This window comes from Bradyrhizobium sp. Leo170 (assembly GCF_004296405.1).
Taxonomy (GTDB): domain Bacteria; phylum Pseudomonadota; class Alphaproteobacteria; order Rhizobiales; family Xanthobacteraceae; genus Bradyrhizobium.
The window spans coordinates 21,412-43,779 of the sequence record NZ_PSRR01000013.1; the positions used below are offsets into that span (position 1 = coordinate 21,412).

Here is a 22,368-nt window from a genome sequence, read left to right on the forward strand (position 1 = left end):
CCTGAATGCTTGATGACTGCCACGATTTCGCCAGGGATCGTTCAGCCTGCGTTTGGTTTGGGGAACTTAGGATCGCACCCGTGGTTGGCTATGAGTGGCCCGACGGGCCGAGCTTCCACGGAGGACTACTCAGATGTTTGCGCGAAAAGGTGTGTTTTCATCGATCGGCCGCGCAGCCGCACTGGCTACCGTCGCGGCGGTCGCGCTGACGGCGGTCGAGCCGTCGATGGCCTATGCGGGCTCGGCCCCGAAGGCCAAGGAGGTCACCAAGCAGGTCACGGCGCAGACCGGCACCAGCGACGTCACCGATATCAGCGCCCGCCGGCGATATTATCGCGGCGGTGGTGGCGGCGCGGCTGCTGCGGCAGCCTTTGCCGGCATCGTCGGTGCGGGGCTTGCGATCGCCGCCGCCCAGAACCGCCGCGATTACTATGATTCCTACGGCTACTATGGTGGCGGCCCGGTCTATTACGGTGGCCCGGCCTATTATGGCGGCGGCCCGTATTACTACGGCGGCGGCTATGGCCGCGGCGTGCCGTACTATCGCGGTCACCCGCTCGCGAGCTGGTAAACGCGATTTTGATCGAGATGAGGCCACCGGCCCGCGCGGCCGGTGGATTTTTTTCGCCCATTGGCCAGCATGTTAACACGCTGGCCAGAGGTTTGAATTAGGCTTGAGGAATGAGTGATTCGCTCGATCGGCTCTATCAGGCGGTTCTCGCGGCCCGGCATCTTGATCCGGCGACGTCGCGCACCGCCCGATTGTTTCAGCGCGGGCCGTCAAAAATGGCCAAGAAGCTGGCCGAGGAAGCGATCGAGGTCGTGATCGACGCCCTCAGCGGCAAGACCGACGCCGTGGTGCGCGAGAGCGCCGACCTTCTCTATAACCTGACTGTTTTGTGGGCAGCCGCCGGGGTGAAGCCGGAGGATGTCTGGAAAGAGATGGAACGGCGCGAGCATTTACTCGGAATCGCCGAAAAACTGCCGAAGACCGGAGCCAGGCTGGCCAAGCCGTCGGCCGAGCCGGTCGTGCGGCGGCGAATTGTCGCGCTCGAAAGCAGCCTGCGGAAGCGGCGCTGACCCGCCAACAATCCTCTTTTGCCGGCATGGACAAATGCGCTCCATGATGGTTGATCGCGCCCATGCTGAAACGGATCTACGACTGGTGCATCGACGCCGCCGACAAACCCTACGCGCTGTGGATTTTGGCCGCCGTCGCCTTCGCTGAGAGCTCATTCTTCCCGGTTCCGCCCGACATCATGCTGCTGCCGATGTCGCTGGCGCAGCCGAGGCGCGCCTGGTGGTTCGCCACCGTCTGCACGATCGCGTCGGTCGCCGGCGGCGTGCTCGGCTACGCCATCGGCGCGCTGCTCTATGACTCGGTCGGCCATTGGCTGATCACCATCTACGGCCTCGGCGACAAGGTGGACGCCTTCCGCGCCTCCTATGCCGAATGGGGCGCGGTGATCATCCTGCTCAAGGGCCTGACCCCGATCCCCTATAAGCTCGTCACCATCACCTCGGGCTTCGCCGGCTATAACATCTGGCTGTTCATCCTGTGCTCCATCGTCGCGCGCGGTGGCCGCTTCTTCATTGTCGCGGTCCTGCTCAACCGCTACGGCGATTTCATTCGCAAGGAATTGGAGAAGCGGCTGGGCTTCTGGGTCGCAATCGGCGCGATCGTGCTGGTGCTCGGCTTCTACATCGCCTTCAAGCTGGTTTAGCGCGCGCGAGAACTCTCTCCCCTCATGGTGAGGAGGCGCGAAGCGCCGTCTCGAACCATGAGGCCCAATCGAGCCCGTGGCCCATCCCTCGAGACGCGCGCTAAGCGTGCTCCTCGGGATGAGGGTGGTAGGTGTGGCGCAAAGCGCTTTGCCGTGTCGTCGTCCTCGGGTTACGCTTCGGCATGCTTGATCGAGTCGAGCTTTCGTTTCGCATCGGACCGCCCGTCGCCAAGGCGGCCGTTGTCGTGTCGACGCTGATGCTCGCCTCCGATCTCGCTTTTGCGTAAGCCGCGCCTCCAATCTCGCTCGGTGTCCAGTCACAGCCCCAGCCGAACCAAGCTCCGCCGCCTGAGCGCGAGGAGAACCCGGGCCTCATCAACGAGATCAGCAAGCTGTTCGAAAAGTCCAAGTCGATCCTGCCGTCCTTGAAGAGCCCGGGCGAGACGGTTGATGATCTCAACGCCCGCGCCAAGGATGCGGGCGAGGGCCTGTCTGCTCTCACAAGACCGTCATTGATTGTCACCGGCCGCGCGGCCTGCCTGGTCGCAGCCAACGGCGCGCCGGACTGCAAGGCCGGCGCCGACAAGCTCTGCCAGAGCAAGGGCTACAAGGAAGGCAAGAGCCTGGACACCGATGCGGCCGAGAAATGCTCGCCGATCGTGTTCGTTCCCGGCCACAAGCGCAGACCCAATGACTGCCGGACGGAAAATTTCGTCACGCGGGCGATCTGCCAATAGCGCTCTGTAGCTCTCGTAGCCCGGGTGGAGCGCCAGCGTAACCCGGGTCCGCTCGCAGATGCGGACACAGACGTCCCGGGTTACGCGTTCCGCTCCACCCGGGCTACGGCAATAGCGCGAAAACGCAATACTTGACACTGGAAAGATTGCCTTGCTGGTATGATGTCTGGCATCTTTGGCCTAGTCTCTCTTCCCAGCTAATCGAAGGATCTTCTCTGATGTCCATGCCTGCCTTGTTCAAGGGCCGTCTGTCGATTCCAGTGATCGGTGCGCCACTGTTCATCATCTCCGTGCCTGATCTCGTGATCGCGCAGTGCAAGGCCGGCGTGGTCGGATCGTTTCCGTCGCTGAACGCGCGGCCGCCGGAGTTGCTCGACGAATGGCTGGGGCGCATCAAGGAAGAGCTCGCGGCCTATGACAGGGCGCATCCCGAACGGCCCTCGGCGCCGTTCGCGGTCAATCAGATCGTGCACAAGTCGAACAACCGGCTCGATCATGATCTCGCGCTCTGCGAGAAGCACAAGGTGCCGATGATCATCTCCTCGCTTGGCGCGCGCGAGGAGCTCAATCAGGCCGTGCACAATTGGGGCGGCATCGTCTTCCACGACGTGATCAATCAGAAGTTCGCCCACAAGGCGATCGAGAAGGGCGCCGACGGCCTGATCCTGGTGGCGGCCGGCGCGGGCGGCCATGCCGGCACGCTGTCGCCGTTCCCCTTCGTTGCGGAGACGCGGCAGTGGTTCGACGGTCCGATCGCGCTGTCGGGCGCGATGGGCAACGGCAAGGCGATCCGCGCCGCGCGCATCCTCGGCGCCGACTTCGCCTATATCGGCTCGGCCTTCATCGCGACGAAGGAAGCGAATGCGGTCGAAGGCTACAAGAGCATGATCACCGGCTCGGCCGCCGAAGACATCGTCTATTCCAACCTGTTCACCGGCGTGCACGGCAATTACCTGAAGCCGTCGATCGTCGCCGCCGGCATGGACCCGGACAATCTGCCGGCCTCCGATCCCTCCAAGATGAGCTTCGGCACCGACGCCTCCGGCGAGCGGGCGAAGCCGAAAGCCTGGAAGGAGATCTGGGGCTCAGGCCAGGGTGTCGGCAGCGTCGAAAAGATCGTGCCCGCCGCCGAACTGATCGCGCGCTTCAAGAAGGAATACGAGGAAGCGGTCGATCCGGCATTGTGATCAATCAATTGGCGGTCCCGGCGTTGCGCACGGGACCGCCAGTGCTTTCCTGATCAGGCAACGTCGGTGGAAAGCGAAAGGTCCCTCCACGCTTCGAAGTCGGCCTGAAGCGCCTTGATCTTCTCCTCGACCAGCCGCACGGCGTCGCTGCCAAGCAGAAGATGCGCGGGCGGATCATCCGACATCGCGACCTTCAACATCGCCTGCGCGGCCTTCGCGGGATCGCCGATCTGCTTGCCGCTATATTCCATGCGGCGCTGGCGCGCCGGGTTCATCACCTGGTCGTAGTCGGAAATCGATCGCGCCGCCCGCACCAGCGATCGTCCCGCCCAGTCGGTGCGGAAGCCGCCCGGCTCGATCGCCGTCACCTTGATGCCAAGGTCCTTCACTTCCTTGCCGACCGTCTCCGAAATCCCCTCCAGCGCGAACTTGCTGCCGTGGTAGTAGCTCAGGCCGGGAAACGTCATGATGCCGCCCATCGAGGTGACGTTGAGGATGTGCCCGGAGCGCCGCTTGCGCATGTAAGGCAGCACCGCCTGCATCATGGCCACCGCGCCGAACACGTTGACCTCGAACTGGTGGCGCAAATTCTCGATCGAGGACTCTTCCAGGATGCCCTCGTGGCCATAGCCGGCATTGTTCACGAGCACGTCGATCGGGCCGATGCTGCGCTCGATCTCAGCGACCGCAGGGGCGACCCTGCTGGTGTTGGCGACGTCGAGAATCACGGCGTGCGCGCCTTTGCCGAGTTTCTCGAAATTCTCCTGGTCGCTTTGCTTCCGCACGGTGCCGGCGACCGTGTGGCCTTCCCGCAGGGCAGCTTCGGCCAGTGCGCGGCCGAAGCCGGTGGAAACGCCTGTGATGAGGAATGTCTTTGCCATCTGTGATGTCCTTTCGGCCCAAATCCCGGATCACAGATAGGCGGATTGATTAATGCAACAATCGGCATAAATTGACATGACCTGATGCAGAATATCGAACAATGATCGATGCTGGCCTTTTCGAACTGAACGCCATCGCCGCGATCGCGGCCCACCGCAGTTTCCGCGCGGCGGCCACGCAGCTCGGCATCTCGCCATCGGCCCTCAGCCATGCGGTGGCAGGGCTGGAGAAGCGGCTTGGCGTTCGCCTCATCAACCGCACGACGCGCAGCGTCTCGTTGTCGGCGGCGGGCGAGCGCTTCCTCTCACGGGTCAATCCGGCGTTGCGCGAGATCGCCGGCGCCATGGAAGACGTGAACGTCTTCCGCGACACGCCGGCGGGCGCGCTGCGCATCAGCCTGAAGGAGCGCGCCGGCCATCAGATCTTGCGGCCTGTCGTTGCAAAATTCCTGCGGCGATATCCCGACATGCAGGTCGAACTGACGATGGAGGGCCGTCACATCGACATCGTCGCGGAAGGCTTTGATGCGGGCATTCGGCTTGCCGAAGCCGTTCCGCAAGACATGGTGGCGGTCCCCTGCGGGCCGGACTCGCGTTTCCTCGTGGTAGGCGCGCCGTCCTATTTCGAACGGATGTCGGTGCCGCGCTCGCCTTCGGATCTGCTTGCCCATGAATGTGTTCGCAGGCGGATGCCCAGCGGCAAGCTGTACCGGTGGGAGTTCGAGAAGCGCGGCGAGGAGGTCGCGTTGGACGTGCCGGGCAGGCTGACGCTCGATAACGATGCCCTGATGGTCGAGTCCGCGCTGGATGGCTTCGGCCTCATCTTCGTGAGCGAGTGGTGGGTCGCCGATCATCTCGCCTGTGGCCGCTTGCGCGCGGCCCTTGAAGACTGGACGCCGCCGTTTCCCGGATTGCGCCTCTATTACCCGCGGCATCGACACATGACCGCTGGCTTGCGTGCCTTCATCGATCTGCTGCGGGAAGAACTGCCGTCGGCCGTGGCGCGAAAAGCGGGCGGAATTCCCAAGCCAGCGCACGCTTCGAAATCGGTGCGGTCTATGCAATCGGCAAATATTCGCAAGTGAAGGCGAACGGCTTCCGCTTGTCGTCTTGGATAACCCGGCGGCGAGGGCCATCCGTGCACCGGCGCGGCGTCACGAACCCTTGATGCGGGCAGCGACCCTGTGCGACAAATACCGCCATGAGCGCCGCCGCCGTCAACGTCGTCAACCATCCGCTGGTGCAGCACAAGCTCACGCTGATGCGTGAGCGCGACCGGTCGATCAAGAGTTTCCGGGAACTCGTCAACGAGGTCGGCATGCTGCTCTGCTACGAGGTGACGCGCGACCTGCCGCTCGAACTGGTCGACATCGAGACGCCGCTGATGCCGATGAAGGCGCCGATGATCGCGGGCAAGAAATTGACCTTCGCGCCGATCCTGCGCGCCGGCGTCGGATTCCTGGACGGCATGCTCGCGCTGGTGCCGTCGGCGCGCGTGTCGCATATCGGGCTCTATCGCGATCCCGAGACGCTGGAAGCGGTGGAATATTTCTTCAAGGCGCCGCACGATCTGGCCGATCGCACCGCGATCCTGATGGACCCGATGCTGGCGACCGGCAATTCCGCCGTCGCCGGTGCGAACCTCCTGAAAAAGCGTGGCGCCCGCGACCTCCGTTTCGTCTGCCTGCTGGCCGCCCCTGAGGGCATCGCGCATTTTCAGCGGGAGCATCCCGATGTGCCGCTCTGGACCGCGGCCATCGATGAGCGGTTGAACGACCACGGCTACATCCTGCCCGGCCTCGGCGATGCCGGCGACCGCATGTTCGGCACCAAATAGGCCCAGTTATCATGGACCCCATCTTCCGCGTTGACGGCAACAAAGTCGTCACCAGCCCGGATGCCGCCGGCCCCTGGCATCCGCAGATGCAGCACGGTTCCGCGCCTGCGGCGCTGGTGGTGTGGGCCGCGGAGTCCCTGCCCACGCCGGTGCCGATGCAGGTCGCGCGCGTCACCATCGACTTGATGCGGCCGGTGCCGGTCGCGTCGCTCACCATCGAGACCGAAATCTTGCGCGAGGGCCGCAAGATCCAGCTCTGCGGCGTGCGGCTCCTGGCCGAAGGCGTGCCTGTGGTCGCGGCCTCCGTGCTGCGGATCAAGTCGCAGGCGCAGGCATTGCCGCCCGACGTCGTTGACCTGCCGCTCGGGCTTCCCGGCCCCGATCAATCGATGTTCGAGCCTGCCGATAACCCCGGCAGCCCGTTCACCAGATGCATCTCGATGCGCGCCGCGCGCGGCCGCTTCGGCATGGTTGGTCCTGCCGCGATCTGGTTTCGCGTCGACCGGCCGCTGATCGCGGGATCGCCGGTGTCGCAGGCCATGCGCGCGGTGGTCGCCGCCGATTTCAGTAACGGCACCTCGTCCACGCTCGATTTCCGGGAGTGGACCTTCATCAATGCGGACCTCACCGTGAGCCTGGCGCGACAACCGGTCGGCGAGTGGATCCTGCTCGACGGCGAAAGCTGGATCGGACCTGACGGGGCAGGGCTTGCGATGTCGCGGCTCGCCGACGAGCGCGGCTATTTCGGCCGCGCCGTGCAAAGCCTGGTGATCGAGAAGCGCTAGAGCATGATCCGGAAAAGTGGAAACCGGTTTTCCCTCGCGACAAACGCGAAGCGTTTGCGTGGGAAGATCATGCTCGATGATCTAGAGTAACGCGGCGAAAAATCGCTTCATCGCCTTGGAACGCTTCGATGCCGGGCGAGTTTGGCCCTTCGTTGAGGGCCATCATGAAGTGCGTTGATTTAGCCGCCGGCGGACGGACGCTCGCTGCCGGGCAAGCGTCAGCCGTCGTCGCTTCCTATCCTATTGCAGCCAAGTCTTTTTTAGCCCGGAGCGTACCGTGAGGCCGGGTCCTTCCTCCGAACGCGCGGTGGTCCTTGCTTCGAGCGAGCGTGAAGCGGTCGAGACCGCCTGCCTGATCCGTGAGGCGGGCTACTATGCCAACATCTGCGGCGATCTCACCGCGCTGAGGCGCGAGATCGCAAGCGGCGCGGGGCTCGCCGTGATCGCCGATGACGCGATCGTGGGGACGGATTTGACCAGCTTGACGCGATGGCTCAACGATCAGCCGGCATGGTCGGATTTCCCGATCGTGCTTCTGACCCAGGGCGGCAGCCCCGAGCGCGATCCCGGCGCGGTACGGCTCGGCAAGATCCTGGGCAATGTCACCTTCATCGAGCGGCCGTTTCATCCCACCACGCTTGCGAGCATCGTCAGCTCCGCAGTGCGTGGCCGACGCCGCCAGTACCAGACCCGCGCCATCCTCGAAGACCTCACCGAAAGCGAGAGCCTGCTGCAGACCGCGCTGAACGCCGGCCAGCTCGGCGCGCTGGAATTGCATCTGCCGGAATTCGAGCTCGAGGCTTCGGACATCTGCAAGACCTATTTCGGGCGCCGTACGAGCGAGCGGTTCACCTATCCGGAGCTGCTCGACGCCGTACATCCCGACGACCGCGAGCGGCGTCTCGGCGTCCTGGCACAAAGCATCCGCACCGGCAAGCACTACGCGATCGAATACCGGGTGATCTGGCCGGACGGCTCGCAGCATTGGCTCGACGTGCGCGCCCGCGCCGTGCGCCGGCCCGATGGCAGCCTCAAATCGCTGGTCGGCGTCTGCTCCGACATCACCCTGCGCAAGACCGCCGAGATCGAGCGCGAAAACCTGCTGGCGCAGCTTGCAGCCGAGCGCACCGCGCTTTCGGAATTGACGGCGACGCTGGAGCAGCGCGTCGAGCAGCGCACCGCCGACCTCCTGAAAGAGGTCGCCGCCCGCGAAAAGGCACAGGAGCAGCTCCGCCATGCGCAGAAGATGGAGATCATCGGCCAGCTCACCGGCGGCATCGCCCATGACTTCAACAATCTCCTGATGGCGGTGATGGGCAATCTCGAGCTCTTGCGCAAGCGCCTGCCCAGCGACCAGCGCCTGCATCGCCTCATCGACGGCGCAATGCAGGGGGCCGAGCGCGGCGCCTCGCTGACGCAGCGGCTGCTCGCCTTCGCCCGGCAGCAGGATCTGCGCGTGGAGCCGGTCGATCTGCGCGCGCTGATCCGGGGCATGAGCAATCTGCTCGAACGCTCGCTGGGGCCGCGGATCGCATTGCACCTCGATTTGCCCGAAGGCCTGCCGCCGGCGCGGATCGACGCCAACCAGCTCGAGCTTGCGATCCTCAATCTCGCGATCAACGCGCGCGATGCGATGTCGGATGGCGGCGCAATCGACATCAAGGTGTCGGAAGATCAGGCCGTAAAGGATCCGTCGCTCATGCCGGGCTGTTATCTCAAGCTGTCGGTGATCGATACCGGCAGTGGGATGTCGCCGGAGATCCTGAAGCGCGCGATCGAGCCGTTCTTCTCGTCAAAGCCGCTCGGCAAGGGCACCGGGCTCGGACTGTCGATGGTGCATGGGCTCGCCGTGCAACTCGGCGGCACGCTGCAGCTTTCCAGCATCGAAGGCCAGGGCACCACCGCAACGCTGATGCTGCCGGTTGCGACGGTCCTGGCGGAAGCAGCGAGCCCAGCGCCGCCGTCGCGAAAGCTCAAGCGCTCCGCGGTGATCCTGTTCGTTGACGACGATCCCTTGATCGCGATGTCGACCACGGAGATGCTGGAGGATCTCGGCCACCGCGTGATCGGCGCCACCTCAGGCCTGCACGCGCTTGACATCCTTCGCAGCGAGCAGCCGCTCGATTTGATGATGACCGATCACGTCATGCCAGGGATGACCGGGCTCGAGCTTGCCGCCGCCACGCGAAAAGTGCGCCCGTCACTGCCGATCCTGCTCGCCACCGGTTATGCCGAACTGCCCGACGGCGTGCAGGTCGACCTGCCGCGACTGGCGAAGCCCTACCACCAGGATCAGTTGCGCGACCGGCTGGACCAATTGCTGCGGTGAGCGTTACCCCAGCTCTCTCCACGTCATTGCGAGCGGAGCGAAGCAATCCATAGCGACGCACGCGGAGGCGTGGATTGCTTCGTCGCTACGCTCCTCGCAATGACGTCGCGTAGCGATGCGGCGCACCTATCGGAGATGCTGCCGCGCGTCTCGAGCGCACGCGCGTCATCCCACCATCCGCTCGCGGCCGGTCCAGAAGCTTGCCTTCAACACCTTCTTGTCGACCTTGCCGACGCCGGTCATCGGCAATTCCTTCACGAAGCGGATCTGCTTCGGCGCATGCGCCGAGCCTTTCTTCGCTTTCACCAGGTTGATCAGCTCATCCGCATCCGGCCGCGCGCCGTCGCGGGCGACGATAACAGCGGTGACCGCTTCACCCCATTTGTCGTCGGGCACGCCGACGACCGCGACCATCGCAACGTCCGCGTGCTGCGACAGCACGTCCTCGACCTCGCGCGGGAAGATGTTGAAGCCGCCGGAGACGATCATGTCCTTCTTGCGATCGAGGATGTACATGTAGCCGCGCTCATCGGCGCGGGCGATGTCGCCGGTATGCAGCCAGCCGTTCTTGAGCGTCTCCGCTGTCGTATCGGGCCGCTTCCAGTATTCCGCCATCACATGCGCGCGCGCACGCAGATCTCGCCAGCTTCGCCGGTTGCGACCTCCTCGTCATTGTCATCAAGGATCTTCACGTCGCAGACGGCGATCGGGAAGCCGCAGGACAGGAACAGCCCGGGCGTCTTCGGATCATGGTCGGCCTTGCGCAGCACCGAAACCGGATAGCATTCGGTCTGGCCGTAAAGCTGCGAGAACACCGGCCCGATCCGCTCGATGCCTTCGACCAGCCGGCTCGGCGACATCGCCGAGGCGCCATAAAGCAACAGTTCGAGCGAGGAGAGATCGGTCTTATCAAGCAAGGGATGATCGAGCAGCACATAGATCATGCTCGGCACGAACAGCGTGAAGTTGATCTTCTCCCGCTCGATGGTCTTGAGCACGGCCTCGGGATCGAAACCCCTCAGCATGTGCGCGGTGCCGCCGCGCATCAGCGTCGGCAGCACTTTCGTTCCGGCGACATGGCTGGTCGGCGCCACCGTGAGATAACGCGGCGTGTCGGGGATTTCGAAATCGGCCAGGATCGCGCCGGCGAAGCCGCCATATTCGCGGTGATGGCGCAGCGCGCCCTTGGATTTGCCTGTCGTGCCGCCGGTATAGTTCAGCGTCGCGATGTCGTCCGGTCCGGCCAGGCAGCGCGCGGTAGCGTGCCCCGCCTGCTCGATCGCCTGCAACAGGTCGATGCCGTAATCGGCGGGGCCGAGCGTGAACACGGTTTTGATATTCGTGGCTTTCGCCGCGAGATCGCCGCCGCGGTCGCGGAAGGTCGCGGCATCGATGATCAGCATCTGCGCGTCCGAATCCTCGATCTGGAATAGCTGATCGTCCAGCGATCCCAGAGGATGCAGCCAGGTGATCGCAAGTCGCGCGAGCTGCGCGGCGACGCCGGCGCACCAGGCGTCGGCGCGGTTGGCGCTCAGCAGCGCGACGCGGGTGCCAGGCGCGAAGCCGAGCCGCATGAACACGTTCTGGATCCGCCCGACCAGGTCGGTCGTGCCCCGGTAGGTGATCGATCCATCAGGCCAACTGAAGGCGGTACGCGTGGGATAGCGTGCCAGCGCCCGCAGCGTCTGCGCGCACACCGGTGGAAACGCATGGAGCGGATCGCTCATCTCAAGAATTCCTCCCCGTCGGTTTTGTGTCTGGCATTTCTTCGTGCCAATGTTGACGATGACGCTAGCACAACAAGGAAGCGGCTCAAGCCGGGAGAGGGAAGAAACGCCTTGCCGTCGAACAACACTCGCTCGCGCTTTCGCGAACGCCTCTCGCTGCCGCTGATCGCGGCGCCGATGTTTCTGGTCTCCGGCGTCGAGCTGGTGGTGGCCGCCTGCCGCAATGGCGTGATCGGTTCGTTCCCCACGGTGAATTGCCGCGAGACAGAACAGCTCGATCAGTGGCTCGCCGAGATCGAGGATCGATTGCAGCGGCATTCCGGCGCCAGCGGCAAGGCGGCCGCGCCGATCTGTCCGAACCTGATCGTGCACCGCTCCAACGCGCGGCTGCAGCAGGATCTGGACGTGCTGCTGCGTCACAAGCCGGAGATGGTCATCACTTCAGTCGGCTCGCCGGCACCTGTCCTGGCGCCGCTGCACGATGCCGGCGCGCTGGTGTTCGCCGACGTCGCCTCGATCCACCACGCCGAGCGCGCGGTCGAAGCCGGCGCCGACGGATTGGTGCTGCTCACCGCGGGCGCGGGTGGGCAGACCGGCTGGCTCAATCCGTTCGTGTTCGTGCGCGCTGTCCGCGCCTTCTTTGATGGTCCGATCGTGCTCGCCGGAGGCATCTGCGATGGCCACGCGCTACGCGCCGCCGAAGCGCTCGGCTGCGACCTCGCCTATATGGGCACCAAATTCATCGCCACGCGCGAGAGCATGGCGGATATCAGTTACAAGCAGATGCTTGTCACAAGCGGCGCCGACGATATCCTGCTCACCACTGCCTTCACCGGCCTGCAGACCAACATGCTGCGCCCCTCGATCGAAGCTGCCGGCCTCGATCCCGACAACCTGCCGCAGCGCGGCGCCATCGACATCGGCAAGGATATCGACATCGGCGCCCGCGAAAGCCGCCCCAAGCGCTGGCGCGATATCTGGAGCGCCGGCCATTCGGTCTCCGGCGTGACGGATGTGCTCCCGGTGGATGAACTGGTGGCGAGGACGGTCGAGGAATATCGCGCCGCCCTGTAGCCCGGATGGAGCGAAGCGTAATCCGGGATGAGGTCACCCCGCCCTCGAAACCCCGGATTGCGCTTCGCTCCATCCGGGCTACGACTAATTCGCCCCGAGATACCACTTAACCCGGCATTAACCACGTCCGCCCCAACAATAGCCGCGCAGGACAGCCCGCCGCCATGGCCGGGCTGGCGCAGGACCAAAGGGGATACGACGTGCTTCTTGAGGCCTTTCTCACCAAAACCCCCGCGACCCTTGATGAGCTTCGGACCCGCGTCCGCCACGCCTTGCAGCGCCATCCGCTCTGTCGCAACGTCGAATTCGACGTCGTCAGCATGCCTCGCACCCGCCGGACCAACTGGACCATCAGCCTGCATTCGGTATCAGGGTCCGCGCTGTTCGAGGCCCATGACATCGTCGCCGACATCCAGGAAGCCTATGAACTGGCCGCCGCGGCCTGATTTTCGCTTGTTTAAATTAGGTTTTTTTCGCCTTTGCCCCGCCTTGGCGGTTCCAAGGGCATGCTAACGCCGCAATTAGCGTTCAATTTCAAGGGAAGTCCGGGCGAGATGGAGACGTCGTTGACTAGGGCCATGACCATCATCGCGCTGACCTGCTTCCTCGTGGTTGGCGCCGCCGCCACCAGCATTTTGAGCCGTGACAGCGTGCCGATGCCGCGCAGTGTCGCGGAGGAAGCCGCGCCCGTTCATCCCGTCTCCAACAAGGAGAGCAAGAAGGACCGCCTCGCGGTGGTGGCCTACGCGCTCGCCGCCTATGAGCCGCCGCCGCAGACCCCGGCGCAGGCGCAGCTTCAGGCCCAGGCCCAGGCCGCCATCCCGGATCTCACGGCCTCCCTGCGCCAGGCCTATGCGTCGGCCGAGCCGGCCGATGTCGGCCTGCCGAAATTGACCGAGCCGCCCGCGAACCAGCCTGCAGCCGCCCAGCCGGCCACGCCGGCGCCCCCCAAGCCAAAGGCTGCCGCCAAGCCCGCGCCGCAGAAGAATTACGCGCTGCTCAGCGATGCGCAGATCGCCGGCATCAAGGACCGGCTGAAGCTGACCTCGTCGCAGGAATATTACTGGCCTGCGGTCGAGACCGCGCTTCGCGCCGTCGCCCGCAAGATCCACCAGAAGCGCCAAGCCGATCCGAATGCGAACGGGATGCCGATCGATCCGGACTCCGACGAAGTGCAGCAATTGAAATCGGCGGCCATGCCGCTCCTGTTCCAGCTCCGCGAAGACCAGAAGAACGAAGTCCGCTCGCTCGCCCGCATCATCGGCCTGGAAAAAGTCGCCGCGATGATCTGAGCGGCGTGGCGAGAAAGTTTCCCACGATCCTGTCATTCCGGGCTCGATGCTTCGCATCGCCCCGGAATGACAGGGAAGAGTCGCCCGCACAATCCGCCCGATCAATGCAGCAGGTCGTACGCCGCTACGCGATTGATGTCGGCCAGGCGACGATCGGCATTGGCCTCAAGGTCGAGGCTTCCAACCAGGTCAAGCAGGCGCTGATAGGCATGGTCCGCGACGTCAACGGGCAGAGGTTCTTCGTCGAAGGCTTCGACGTAGCCGCCAACGAGATCGCTCAGCAGCCGGCACAAAGCCTGTTGCCCGGGCTCGTCCCTCACTAACGCGTCGAGTTTTTGCTGGAAGTTTTGGAAGGTTCGCAAGCCATGGTGCTGCTGCGAGAGCCATGCATGCAAGTCGTTCATATCAGCCTCTTCATGCTACGGAAGAAGCTACCGGCTTATACACGCGGCCGGCTTCTGGCGCCATCGCGATTTTTTTGCACTGCGGCCCTTGAAGGCGGCGGAACAGGGCGACATCAATTCTCGTTGCGCCAGCCTCCCAACAGGAAAGCTTTGCGCGGTCTGCGATTTGCTCCCGCCTGCGCCTGCACGTCGGGGAGATCGACGCTGCTTCGCTTCATCAGGAGCCTGGCGATGATCCCGATGATGACGAAGGGCGCGACATAGATCACGAACACTTCGAGGGCGCGCATCGGACCGCTCCGCCTGATTGTGGACCTCGCGCATTGTAGCACAAGGCATCTTTCATGTCGGCAAGGAAGGTGCTCTGCCTACCCTAGGCCTGGGCGGAGGCGACGCATGGACTGCCTCAACGGTGCAGTGCGAAAGGTTACCCGGCAGGACGACGCTGCCCCGGTTTAGTGCCGGTTCAAGCGAGCCTCCGCCCGCCACGCGTTATCGAAATTGGGCAGGCGTGCTAGTATCTCCAGTTGTTCAAGCCCAAGTCTCTTGGGTGACGTCTCTTGGGTGACGTCTGCATGCAAAGAGGAGAATTCAACTACAAGATAGAGGGAGGACAGGTCATGGCTCGCATAAGTCGGCGTGAGCTTCTTAAGCTTTCCGGCGGTGGTGCAGTTGCGGCGAGGACTGGAGGACTGGCGTCAATTCTTGCCCTGAAGCAGGCGCCCGCCTACGCACAAGCAACGACGATTCATTGGCTGCGCTGGAACGATTTCGTTCCTGCCTCGGACGAAGTGCTCCGCAAGGTGATCGTTCCCGAATGCGCCAAGGCGCTCGGCATCAAGCTCAACATCGAGATGATCAATGGCAACGACATCCAGGCGCGCACCACATCGGCGATTCAGTCCGGCACCGGACCGGACGTGATCTGCGCGCTCAACAACTGGGCGCAGCTCTATCCCGAAAGCGTCATCGACGTCAGCGATGTGGCGGAGGAGATCGGCAAGGCGCAGGGCGGCTTCTACGAGGAATCGCGCGTCGTCGCCAATGACGGCAAGAAATGGATCGCGGTCCCCTGGTGCGTGCTCGGCGCGCAACTGGCGTACCGCAAGTCCTGGTTCGCGGAGATCGGGTACGAGGCGCCAAAGTTCCCGCAAACCTGGGAGGAATATCGCGAGGCCGGCAAGAAGCTGAAGGCGAAGGGCCGGCCCCTGGGGCAGACGGTCGGCCACAGCTTCGGCGATCCGCCGACCTATGCCTATCCGTATCTTTGGTCATGGGGCGGCAAGGAGGTCGAGGCGGACGGCAAGACGGTGACGCTGAACTCCAAGGCGACGGTCGATTCCGTCAAGTTCGCGGTTGGCTTCTGGAACGACGCATATGACGAGGGTGGGCTCGCCTGGGACGACACCAGCAACAACCGCGCCTTTCTCGCAGGCACGATCAGCTCGACGTTGAACGGCGCCTCGATCTACATCGAGGCCAAGCGCAAGCCCCAAGTCTATCTTACCGAAACCGGCACGCCGATGTGGCAGGACATCCTGCACGCGCCGCTGCCCAGGGGCGCCGCCGGCCAGTTCGGCTATCATTTGCCGATGTCGAACATGCTGATGAAGTATGTGAAGGACCAGAAGGCCGGCAAGGAGTTCCTGCGCTGGATCACCTCCAAACCGGTCTATCAGGCGTGGTTCGATTCGCAGCAGGGCTATTCCGTCGGGGCGACGACGGTTTGGGAGCAGGATAAGCTCTGGGAGAACGACCCCGTGATGCTGCCCTTCCGGACGGCGGCGCGGGCCGGACGTTTCCCCGGCTACGCCGGGCCGGCCGACCGCCACGCAGCCGAGGTGCTCAGCAAGTACATCATGGTCGACATGACGGCAAAGGCGATACAGGGCATGCCGGCGCAGGACGCGGTGAAATGGGCGCACGACGAGGTGGCAAGGATTTATGCAGCTTGAAGCCGCTTCCTCGGCGCGCTAGGTTTCGATCTCGCCTCGGTGCTGCGGCCCGCGGCCGCAGCGCTCCGGCAGCCGTTCGGAGAACCGCTCGATGGCCGTCGACTCCGTCGTCGCTGCAAGACCCTATGTGTCCGCGCCGCGGCGCGGGCCGGTCACGCGAGTTCTCGAGAACGAGCGCTGGTTCGCGTTCTTCCTGCTGCTGCCGACCGCAGTGCTGCTCGGCCTCTTCATCGCCTATCCCTTCGTCAAGGGCGTGCTGCTGGCCGTGACCGACGCCAAGGTCGGCGTGCCCGGAAACTTCGTCGGACTGCAGAACTTCGCGGTGCTGATGAACGACAGCATCTTCCGCGTCGCGGTCTGGAACACCATCCTCTACACGGCGGTGACGACCGTCTTCAAGCTGGCGCTCGGCTTGTGGCTAGCTCTGCTGCTCAACCGCCATTTCAGGGCAAAGGCCCTGACCCGCGCCTTCATTCTGCTGCCTTTCATCATCCCGACCGTGCTCTCGACCTTCGCGTGGAAGTGGATGTTCGATCCGACCTTCAGCGTCATCAACTGGACGCTCTTTCACCTCGGCATCATCCGCACCCGCATCAATTGGCTGGGCGACCCCGGACTTGCGCTGATCTCGGTGATGATCGTCAATATCTGGCGCGGCGTGCCGTTCTACGCAATCAGCCTGCTCGCCGGATTGCAGACCATCAGTCCGGAGCTGGCCGAGGCGGCCGCGATCGACGGAGCGCGGCCCTGGCAGCGCTTCCGCTACATCACCTGGCCGCTGCTGCTGCCGGTCACCATGGTCGTCGTGCTGTTCTCGGTGATCCAGACATTCGCCGATTTCCAGCTCGTCTATATCCTGACCGGCGGCGGACCGGCCAACGCCACGCAGCTCTTCGCCACCTATGCGTATCAGGTCGGCGTCGGCACGGGTCTGTTGGGTGAGGGCGCGGCGATATCGCTCGCGATGTTCCCGGTGCTGCTCGTCGTCGTCGTCGTGCAGCTCCTCTATATCCGCCGCGTGGAGACACTTTGATGATAGAGGGTGCGCGCTGGCGTCGTTGGGTCTTCTTCAATCTCCCGCTCGCGCTGTTCGTGATCGGGCTCCTCTTCCCGTTCTATTGGATGATGGTGACGACGGTGCGGCCGGACGCCGAGCTCTATCGTCCCTGGATGGCGCCGAACTACACGCCGTTCTGGACGCTCAATCCGACCCTCGACCATATCCGGTATCTCCTGGACGAGACGCTGTTCAGCCGGTGGATGCTGAACACCTTCTTCATCTCGGTGCTTGCCACGGTGATCTCGCTTTTCTGCGGGCTGCTGGCCGGCTACGCGCTCTCCCGGCTCAAATTTCCGTTCGCCGGCAGCCTCGGCACCGGAATCTTCATCACCTATCTCGTGCCGCAGACGCTGTTGTTCATCCCGCTCGCCGATATCATCCGCAACTTCCGCCTCGGCGATACGCCCTGGGCGCTCGTTCTCACATACCCCACCTTCCTCATCCCCTTCTGCACCTGGCTGCTGATGGGCTACTTCAAGGCGATCCCGCGTGAGCTCGAGGAATGCGCACGCATCGACGGCGCGACGCGTTGGCAGGCGATGGTCTACATCGTCTTCCCGGTCGCCGTGCCGGGCATCCTCTCGGCCGGAATCTTCGCCTTCACGCTGTCGTGGAACGAGTTCATCTATGCCCTCGTCTTCCTGTCCTCGCCGGAGCAGAAGACGGTCTCCGTCGGCATCACCTCGGAGCTTGTCCGCGGCGACGTGTTCTACTGGGGCTCGCTGATGGCCGGCGCGCTTCTCGGTTCGGTACCGGTGGCGCTGATCTATTCCTTCTTCGTCGAGTACTACGTCGCCGGCATCACCGGGTCCGTCAAAGGGTGAGGCAAAGGGTGAGCCATGTCTCGGGTCATCATACGGAGTTTGAACAAGAGGTTTGACGGGGTCCACGCCGTCAAGGACGTCAATCTTGAGATACACGACAAGGAATTCGTGGTGCTTGTCGGTCCCTCGGGCTGCGGCAAGACGACGACGCTCCGCATGGTGGCAGGGCTCGAATCGATCACTTCGGGCGAGATCATGATCGGCGACCGCATCGTCAACGAGCTGCCGCCGATGGACCGCGACATCGCCATGGTGTTCCAGAACTACGCCCTTTATCCGCACATGAGCGTCTACGACAACATGGCCTTCGGCCTGAAGATGCGCGGGTTCGATCGCACCGAGATCGCGAACCGCGTGAAGGCCGCGGCCGAAATCCTTGGCATAGAGGAGCAACTGCAACGCAAGCCGCGGCAGCTCTCCGGCGGCCAGCGGCAGCGCGTCGCCTTGGGCCGCGCCATCGTTCGACATCCGCAGGTGTTCCTGTTCGACGAGCCGCTGTCGAACCTCGACGCCAAGCTGCGCATCCAGATGCGGGTGGAGATTAAGAAGATCCACGTCCGCCTCGGCACCACCGCGATCTACGTCACCCACGATCAGGTCGAAGCGATGACGCTCGGCGATCGCGTGGTCGTCATGAAGGATGGGCTCGTTCAGCAGGTGGGCGAGCCGCTCGAGCTCTACAACGAGCCCGCCAACCGCTTCGTCGCAGGCTTCATCGGCTCCCCGGCCATGAACTTCGCGACGGTGGAAATGGCCGACACCGAGGGCGCCCTCTGGGCCCGCCATGAGGGCATCCGCATCAAGCTGCCGACTGAGCTCGCAGGCCGGCTCCGGCCGCATGTCGGAGAGAATGTCACGCTCGGAATCCGGCCGGAGGATCTGCACGTCGCATCCGGCAGCGACATGGCGGACCTCAGCTTCGATGCCGTGGTCGAGGTCATCGAGAAGCTCGGCTCCCAGATTCTTCTGGACGTCAGGGTTGGCCCCAACACGATGGTGGCCGCAGTCGAACCGACCGTCAAAGCGAAAGTCCACGACCGCCTTCGCCTCGCGCTGAATCCGGAGCGGCTGTATTTCTTTGACCGCGTGTCGCAGGCGGCAATCTGAGGTTTTTCACATTGGCGTGCTCGGGATGGGGTCGTGTTACTCAAGCGTCCCGGCCGCCGATGGTGTTGGACCAATAGCCGCGGCGGACTGCGGCTTGGAGAGGTGCTGCTTCAGCCGCGTGATTCCTTCCGGCGCCCAGTCGCGAACGTCCGTCACCTCGATCCATGCGTCGATGTAGTGCGCCGGGGCGTAGACGTGGCCCTAGCCGATCGGCGCCTCGGTTGCCATGAGCATGTCCAGCATCAATTGGAAAAGAGTTACGACCGGGTACCAGCGCAATTGCGGCGACACGTCCGGGCCGCGCGGCGGCTGCATCCAGTCCGGTTCGCGATAGAGGCTGCGATAGTCGAAAAAGGTCGCCGGATCGCTTGCATATTGGAGGTAGACGATCCTCACCGGTCCCCACGGGGCATTCGGACCTGGGGGCTCGGCAGCCTCTCCGTGCTGATTCATGAACCGCACGAACGATCCATCGCGAAAGCGGGGAAGCCAGGCGGGCGACCCGGGGTTCCGATGGTCGGTGAGCCAGCGCCAGAGCCTGCTCGAATAGGGCGGCCCGCTCCAGAGCGCGCCATCGAAAGGGTCGCCCATCACTTCGATCAGGTCCGTCGACTGTTCGGAATTCGTGGCGCCAAGACTGATACCGTGGAGATAAAGCCTCGGCCGGTTTCCCCTCGGAAGCGTGGTCCAATATCCATAGATCTCCTTGAAGAGGGCGCGCGCGACTTCAGCGCCATAGCCTGGGGCCACGAGCAGGTATAGCCAACTGGCAAGATAGGAGTATTGCAGAGCAACGCTCGCCACGTCACCGTCGTGCAGATATTCGACGCTGTCGATCGCCGCCGGGTCAACCCAGCCGGTGCCGGTCGGAGTTACCACAATAAGCACGGATCGTTCGAACCCGCCGACGCGCTTTAGTTCTTCCAGTGCAAGCTTGGCGCGCCGTTCCGGCGTGGCCGCCGAGCGTAGTCCGACATAGGCGCGAATGGGCTCGAGCGCTCGCCTGCCCGACAAAGTGCTTATGTCTTCGCGGGTTGGCCCCGAGGAGATGAACTCTCGACCCGCCCGCCCGAGCTTGTCCCAGGCGAGCAGGGAAGCGTTGCTTCCGGTCTTCAAAGGGTCTGTGGGCGGCGGAGTCTCCGGTTCGATCCTCGCGTCGTATTCCCGGAAGGACGCCTCTGCGACGTGCAGGACCGCGCGGAAGAGGACTCCATTGATAACCGACCAAAACAGCGCAACCGCCGCGATGACGCCGATGACGTTAGACACCCGTCCTGGCAGGAAACGATTAACGCTTGTCGCGACAAAGCGGAGCGTCAGTCGGAAGAGCCGCGCGAGCGCGATCAGGATTGCGAAAACACTCAGCGCAATCAGGCTGACCTCGAGTGGATGCACCGTGTCGACCGGCTCGAGTTTCATCAACTCACGGATTGAATTCTGCCATTGCGCCATCTGCGAGAGGGAGATGATCGCGACGATCGCGCAACCGGTGGCGGCAGCGAGCTTGACGACGCGCAGGAAGCGGCCAGTGAGTTGCACAAGCTCCATATAGTCCCAAAGCCAAACGCCAAATACGCCGATGCCGTATCCGGCCGCAAGAGAGCATCCAGAAAGCACGCCCTGCGTCAAAAAGGTCCGCGGCAACAGCGTCGGCGTCAGAGAGGCAGCAAAAAACAGCGTTCCAATGAGAACGCCGCCGGTAGAGAATGAAGGCCACAGCCTTCTCTTTATGGCTGGGGATCGATTGGTGACCATCGTGCTGCGAGCGAAGTGTGGTCAGAAAGCGCTGTTGAACGGATTGCAACAGCATCGCAAGCATGCCGCATACTGACACGAGTGTTTAGCCGAAGGATCGTCGGCCCGGACGGTATCCTTCGTGTGGCAAACCGCCTTCGAAGAGCATGACGCCCTCCTTGCTGGTTAATCGTCAACCTTCTGCGCGGCGCGCGTTGGCCACTACTAGCATTTTTGTGCCAGCTCGTACACAACTGGGTTGTATGACTATTCGCCAGATCGCCTTGACAGGCTGGTATTGATGGCTGCGCCGACGCCCCCGTTGGATCATTGTTGGGCGCTACGCTGCCAGAGGCTCGCCCTGGCGCCACCCGCGATCATCATCCCGCAGGCATCAGGCGAAGAGGTCGCGGAACCGACAGCAGGAGGGAACACGCGACACGATCCCGTCGTATTGCAAGGTAGGCAATTGACGAGCCGGCCAGCCTGAGGACAATTGATCACGTGCGCAAACGAGTGCGGATCTCTTGAGCCGTATGGTGATGAAACATGAAGGACATACTCGTTTTCCTTTCTCCCTCGCGCAGAGATGACCTCTCGAGCGGAGCGCATTGTGCGATCGCCCTGGCTCGCACGCATGGGGCGCATCTATCTGCATTGATTGCAGATGTGGAAACCGACCTCCGCGACTTGCCGCCTGAACCGGACATTCGGCAAGTGGAGAGGGCTGGCGCCAAGCCGGCAACGTCAAGTGAACGGGTGGCACGAACGGCGGAACTCGTTCAGTCCGCTGCGACGGACGCAAACGTATCATGTGACATTCTGCAGACCGAAAACCAGCCCGTCTCGCTTCGCGAACGAATGATCCATTGCACCCAGGTGCACGACGTCCTGATTATCGATGCGCGCGGGCCGCTCGATTCGCCCCGCAAAGAACTCGTCGAGGCAGCTCTGTTTGCGAGTGGTCGGCCAATTGTCTTCGTGCCACCAAACACCCCTGTACTCGCAAAAGGCCGGATTGTCGTTGCATGGGACGGAACACGCTCGGCGGTTCGTGCAGTGCGCGATGCTTTGCCCCTTCTCGCTCAGTCGCGTGAGGTACTCGTCGTATCGGTCATTGACGACAAGCTGTTTCCGATACCTCATTCTGGAGACGCACTCTGCCGCTATCTGGCGCGGTGGCATGTTGATGCCAAGTTCGGCACGATCCATCGTGAGACTTTGAACATTGGCGCGAGCCTTCTGGCCTATGCGCAGCAAGCAGACGCGGATCTGCTTGTGATGGGCGCGTTCGCACATGGATTCGAGCGCGAGCTGATGCTCGGTAGCGCAACGCGAGATGTCTTCAACGCGAGGATCGAGATTCCCGTACTCTTATCGCACTAGTTTGCAGCGACGGCGCCGCCTGCGCGCGCGACATCCATCCTTCATGCGGCCCTGCTGCTGGCTACACTAGAACTTGGCAAACACATTGACGCGACCATCCTGCGTCGCGCCGTGGAAGCGGTCTTCGTAGCCAGTGACGCTGACGAAGCCGGGGACTGGAAACCACGAATTTGTCGGTGAACTGAAAGCGAGCGGGTCAAACGCTGCCCGTTCAACTCCTGGCGGGGATGTTGGATCGTGACAAACGTAGCCATCTAAGTGTTGCGAAGCGCGCGATCACGGCGTCTCCTCATGCGGAAGAGCGCGCGCCCGAGGCTGGCGTGTA

20 protein-coding genes and 3 pseudogenes are annotated in these 22,368 nt (G+C 63.4%); 18 read left to right on the forward strand and 5 right to left on the reverse strand.

The annotated features are described in order from the left end of the window. Window positions 1–133: 133 nt before the first annotated feature. The 6 genes and pseudogenes from CWO89_RS04485 (at window position 134) to CWO89_RS04505 (ending at window position 3,648) form a co-directional block, all read left to right on the forward strand. Complete coding sequence (locus CWO89_RS04485) at window positions 134–571, forward strand: hypothetical protein (protein WP_130577460.1); 438 nt, start codon at window positions 134–136, stop codon at window positions 569–571. 110 nt (window positions 572–681) lie between these two features. Beyond that, a complete protein-coding gene (gene hisE / locus CWO89_RS04490; protein ID WP_130577461.1) occupies window positions 682–1,080 on the forward strand; it encodes a phosphoribosyl-ATP diphosphatase in 399 nt (132 codons plus the stop codon). A gap of 62 nt (window positions 1,081–1,142) precedes the next feature. Next, entirely contained in the window at window positions 1,143–1,724 is a 582-nt protein-coding gene (locus CWO89_RS04495) for a YqaA family protein (RefSeq protein ID WP_130577462.1), read from the forward strand. Window positions 1,725–1,855: 131 nt separating this feature from the next. Then, complete coding sequence (locus CWO89_RS49405) at window positions 1,856–2,011, forward strand: hypothetical protein (RefSeq protein WP_463701560.1); 156 nt, start codon at window positions 1,856–1,858, stop codon at window positions 2,009–2,011. A 3-nt stretch (window positions 2,012–2,014) separates the two neighbouring features. Continuing rightward, window positions 2,015–2,461: pseudogene (locus CWO89_RS04500) on the forward strand (hypothetical protein); the annotation flags it as partial. Window positions 2,462–2,679: 218 nt separating this feature from the next. Beyond that, complete coding sequence (locus CWO89_RS04505) at window positions 2,680–3,648, forward strand: NAD(P)H-dependent flavin oxidoreductase (protein WP_130577463.1); 969 nt, start codon at window positions 2,680–2,682, stop codon at window positions 3,646–3,648. Between the two features lie 53 nt (window positions 3,649–3,701). On the opposite strand, the gene CWO89_RS04510 is transcribed toward CWO89_RS04505, so the two are convergent. Continuing rightward, window positions 3,702–4,529, reverse strand: coding sequence for an oxidoreductase (locus CWO89_RS04510; protein ID WP_130577464.1), 828 nt, complete (start codon window positions 4,527–4,529; stop codon window positions 3,702–3,704). Window positions 4,530–4,630: 101 nt separating this feature from the next. Here CWO89_RS04510 and CWO89_RS04515 point away from each other — a divergent pair, with 101 nt between their 5' ends. From CWO89_RS04515 to CWO89_RS04530, 4 genes are all read left to right on the forward strand, one after another. Then, the gene (locus tag CWO89_RS04515) at window positions 4,631–5,614 is read left to right on the forward strand and encodes a LysR family transcriptional regulator (protein ID WP_130577465.1); all 984 of its coding nucleotides are present in this window, start codon (window positions 4,631–4,633) and stop codon (window positions 5,612–5,614) included. A 116-nt stretch (window positions 5,615–5,730) separates the two neighbouring features. Then, complete coding sequence (gene upp, locus CWO89_RS04520; RefSeq protein ID WP_130577466.1) at window positions 5,731–6,366, forward strand: uracil phosphoribosyltransferase; 636 nt, start codon at window positions 5,731–5,733, stop codon at window positions 6,364–6,366. Between the two features lie 11 nt (window positions 6,367–6,377). Further along, window positions 6,378–7,151: a thioesterase family protein gene (locus tag CWO89_RS04525; RefSeq protein ID WP_130577467.1), complete on the forward strand. Its 774-nt coding sequence runs from the start codon at window positions 6,378–6,380 to the stop codon at window positions 7,149–7,151. A gap of 277 nt (window positions 7,152–7,428) precedes the next feature. Then, the gene (locus CWO89_RS04530; RefSeq protein WP_130577468.1) at window positions 7,429–9,480 is read left to right on the forward strand and encodes an ATP-binding protein; all 2,052 of its coding nucleotides are present in this window, start codon (window positions 7,429–7,431) and stop codon (window positions 9,478–9,480) included. 165 nt (window positions 9,481–9,645) lie between these two features. Here CWO89_RS04530 and CWO89_RS04535 read toward each other — a convergent pair. Beyond that, window positions 9,646–11,207, reverse strand: a pseudogene (locus tag CWO89_RS04535) (AMP-binding protein). Between the two features lie 111 nt (window positions 11,208–11,318). On the opposite strand from CWO89_RS04535, the gene CWO89_RS04540 reads away from it, so the two are divergent. From CWO89_RS04540 to CWO89_RS04550, 3 genes are all read left to right on the forward strand, one after another. Then, complete coding sequence (locus CWO89_RS04540; protein ID WP_245475716.1) at window positions 11,319–12,281, forward strand: NAD(P)H-dependent flavin oxidoreductase; 963 nt, start codon at window positions 11,319–11,321, stop codon at window positions 12,279–12,281. Between the two features lie 164 nt (window positions 12,282–12,445). Continuing rightward, window positions 12,446–12,727 (forward strand): hypothetical protein, encoded by a 282-nt coding sequence (locus CWO89_RS04545; protein WP_165420998.1) that lies wholly within the window; start codon window positions 12,446–12,448, stop codon window positions 12,725–12,727. A gap of 120 nt (window positions 12,728–12,847) precedes the next feature. Continuing rightward, window positions 12,848–13,573 carry a hypothetical protein gene (locus CWO89_RS04550; RefSeq protein ID WP_130577470.1) on the forward strand — a complete coding sequence of 242 codons (726 nt, stop codon included), beginning with the start codon at window positions 12,848–12,850 and terminating at the stop codon, window positions 13,571–13,573. Between the two features lie 101 nt (window positions 13,574–13,674). Here the strand turns inward: CWO89_RS04550 and CWO89_RS04555 are convergent, their stop codons facing one another. Beyond that, window positions 13,675–13,977: a hypothetical protein gene (locus CWO89_RS04555; protein ID WP_130577471.1), complete on the reverse strand. Its 303-nt coding sequence runs from the start codon at window positions 13,975–13,977 to the stop codon at window positions 13,675–13,677. A 113-nt stretch (window positions 13,978–14,090) separates the two neighbouring features. Next, window positions 14,091–14,267 carry a hypothetical protein gene (locus tag CWO89_RS45695; RefSeq protein ID WP_165420999.1) on the reverse strand — a complete coding sequence of 59 codons (177 nt, stop codon included), beginning with the start codon at window positions 14,265–14,267 and terminating at the stop codon, window positions 14,091–14,093. A gap of 330 nt (window positions 14,268–14,597) precedes the next feature. Here CWO89_RS45695 and CWO89_RS04560 point away from each other — a divergent pair, with 330 nt between their 5' ends. The 4 genes from CWO89_RS04560 (at window position 14,598) to CWO89_RS04575 (ending at window position 18,923) form a co-directional block, all read left to right on the forward strand. Continuing rightward, window positions 14,598–15,932: an ABC transporter substrate-binding protein gene (locus CWO89_RS04560; RefSeq protein ID WP_130577472.1), complete on the forward strand. Its 1,335-nt coding sequence runs from the start codon at window positions 14,598–14,600 to the stop codon at window positions 15,930–15,932. 91 nt (window positions 15,933–16,023) lie between these two features. Further along, window positions 16,024–16,965 carry a carbohydrate ABC transporter permease gene (locus CWO89_RS04565; RefSeq protein WP_130577473.1) on the forward strand — a complete coding sequence of 314 codons (942 nt, stop codon included), beginning with the start codon at window positions 16,024–16,026 and terminating at the stop codon, window positions 16,963–16,965. After that, complete coding sequence (locus tag CWO89_RS04570) at window positions 16,965–17,816, forward strand: carbohydrate ABC transporter permease (RefSeq protein ID WP_130577474.1); 852 nt, start codon at window positions 16,965–16,967, stop codon at window positions 17,814–17,816. The genes CWO89_RS04565 and CWO89_RS04570 overlap by 1 nt, the downstream gene beginning before the upstream one ends. A 15-nt stretch (window positions 17,817–17,831) precedes the next feature. Then, complete coding sequence (locus CWO89_RS04575) at window positions 17,832–18,923, forward strand: ABC transporter ATP-binding protein (RefSeq protein WP_130577475.1); 1,092 nt, start codon at window positions 17,832–17,834, stop codon at window positions 18,921–18,923. A 36-nt stretch (window positions 18,924–18,959) separates the two neighbouring features. Here the strand turns inward: CWO89_RS04575 and CWO89_RS04580 are convergent. After that, window positions 18,960–20,678: pseudogene (locus tag CWO89_RS04580) on the reverse strand (alpha/beta hydrolase). A gap of 528 nt (window positions 20,679–21,206) precedes the next feature. On the opposite strand from CWO89_RS04580, the gene CWO89_RS04585 reads away from it, so the two are divergent. Then, on the forward strand, window positions 21,207–22,043 hold the full coding sequence (locus CWO89_RS04585; protein WP_130577476.1) for a universal stress protein: 837 nt from the start codon (window positions 21,207–21,209) through the stop codon (window positions 22,041–22,043). The last annotated feature ends 325 nt before the right edge of the window (window positions 22,044–22,368 follow it).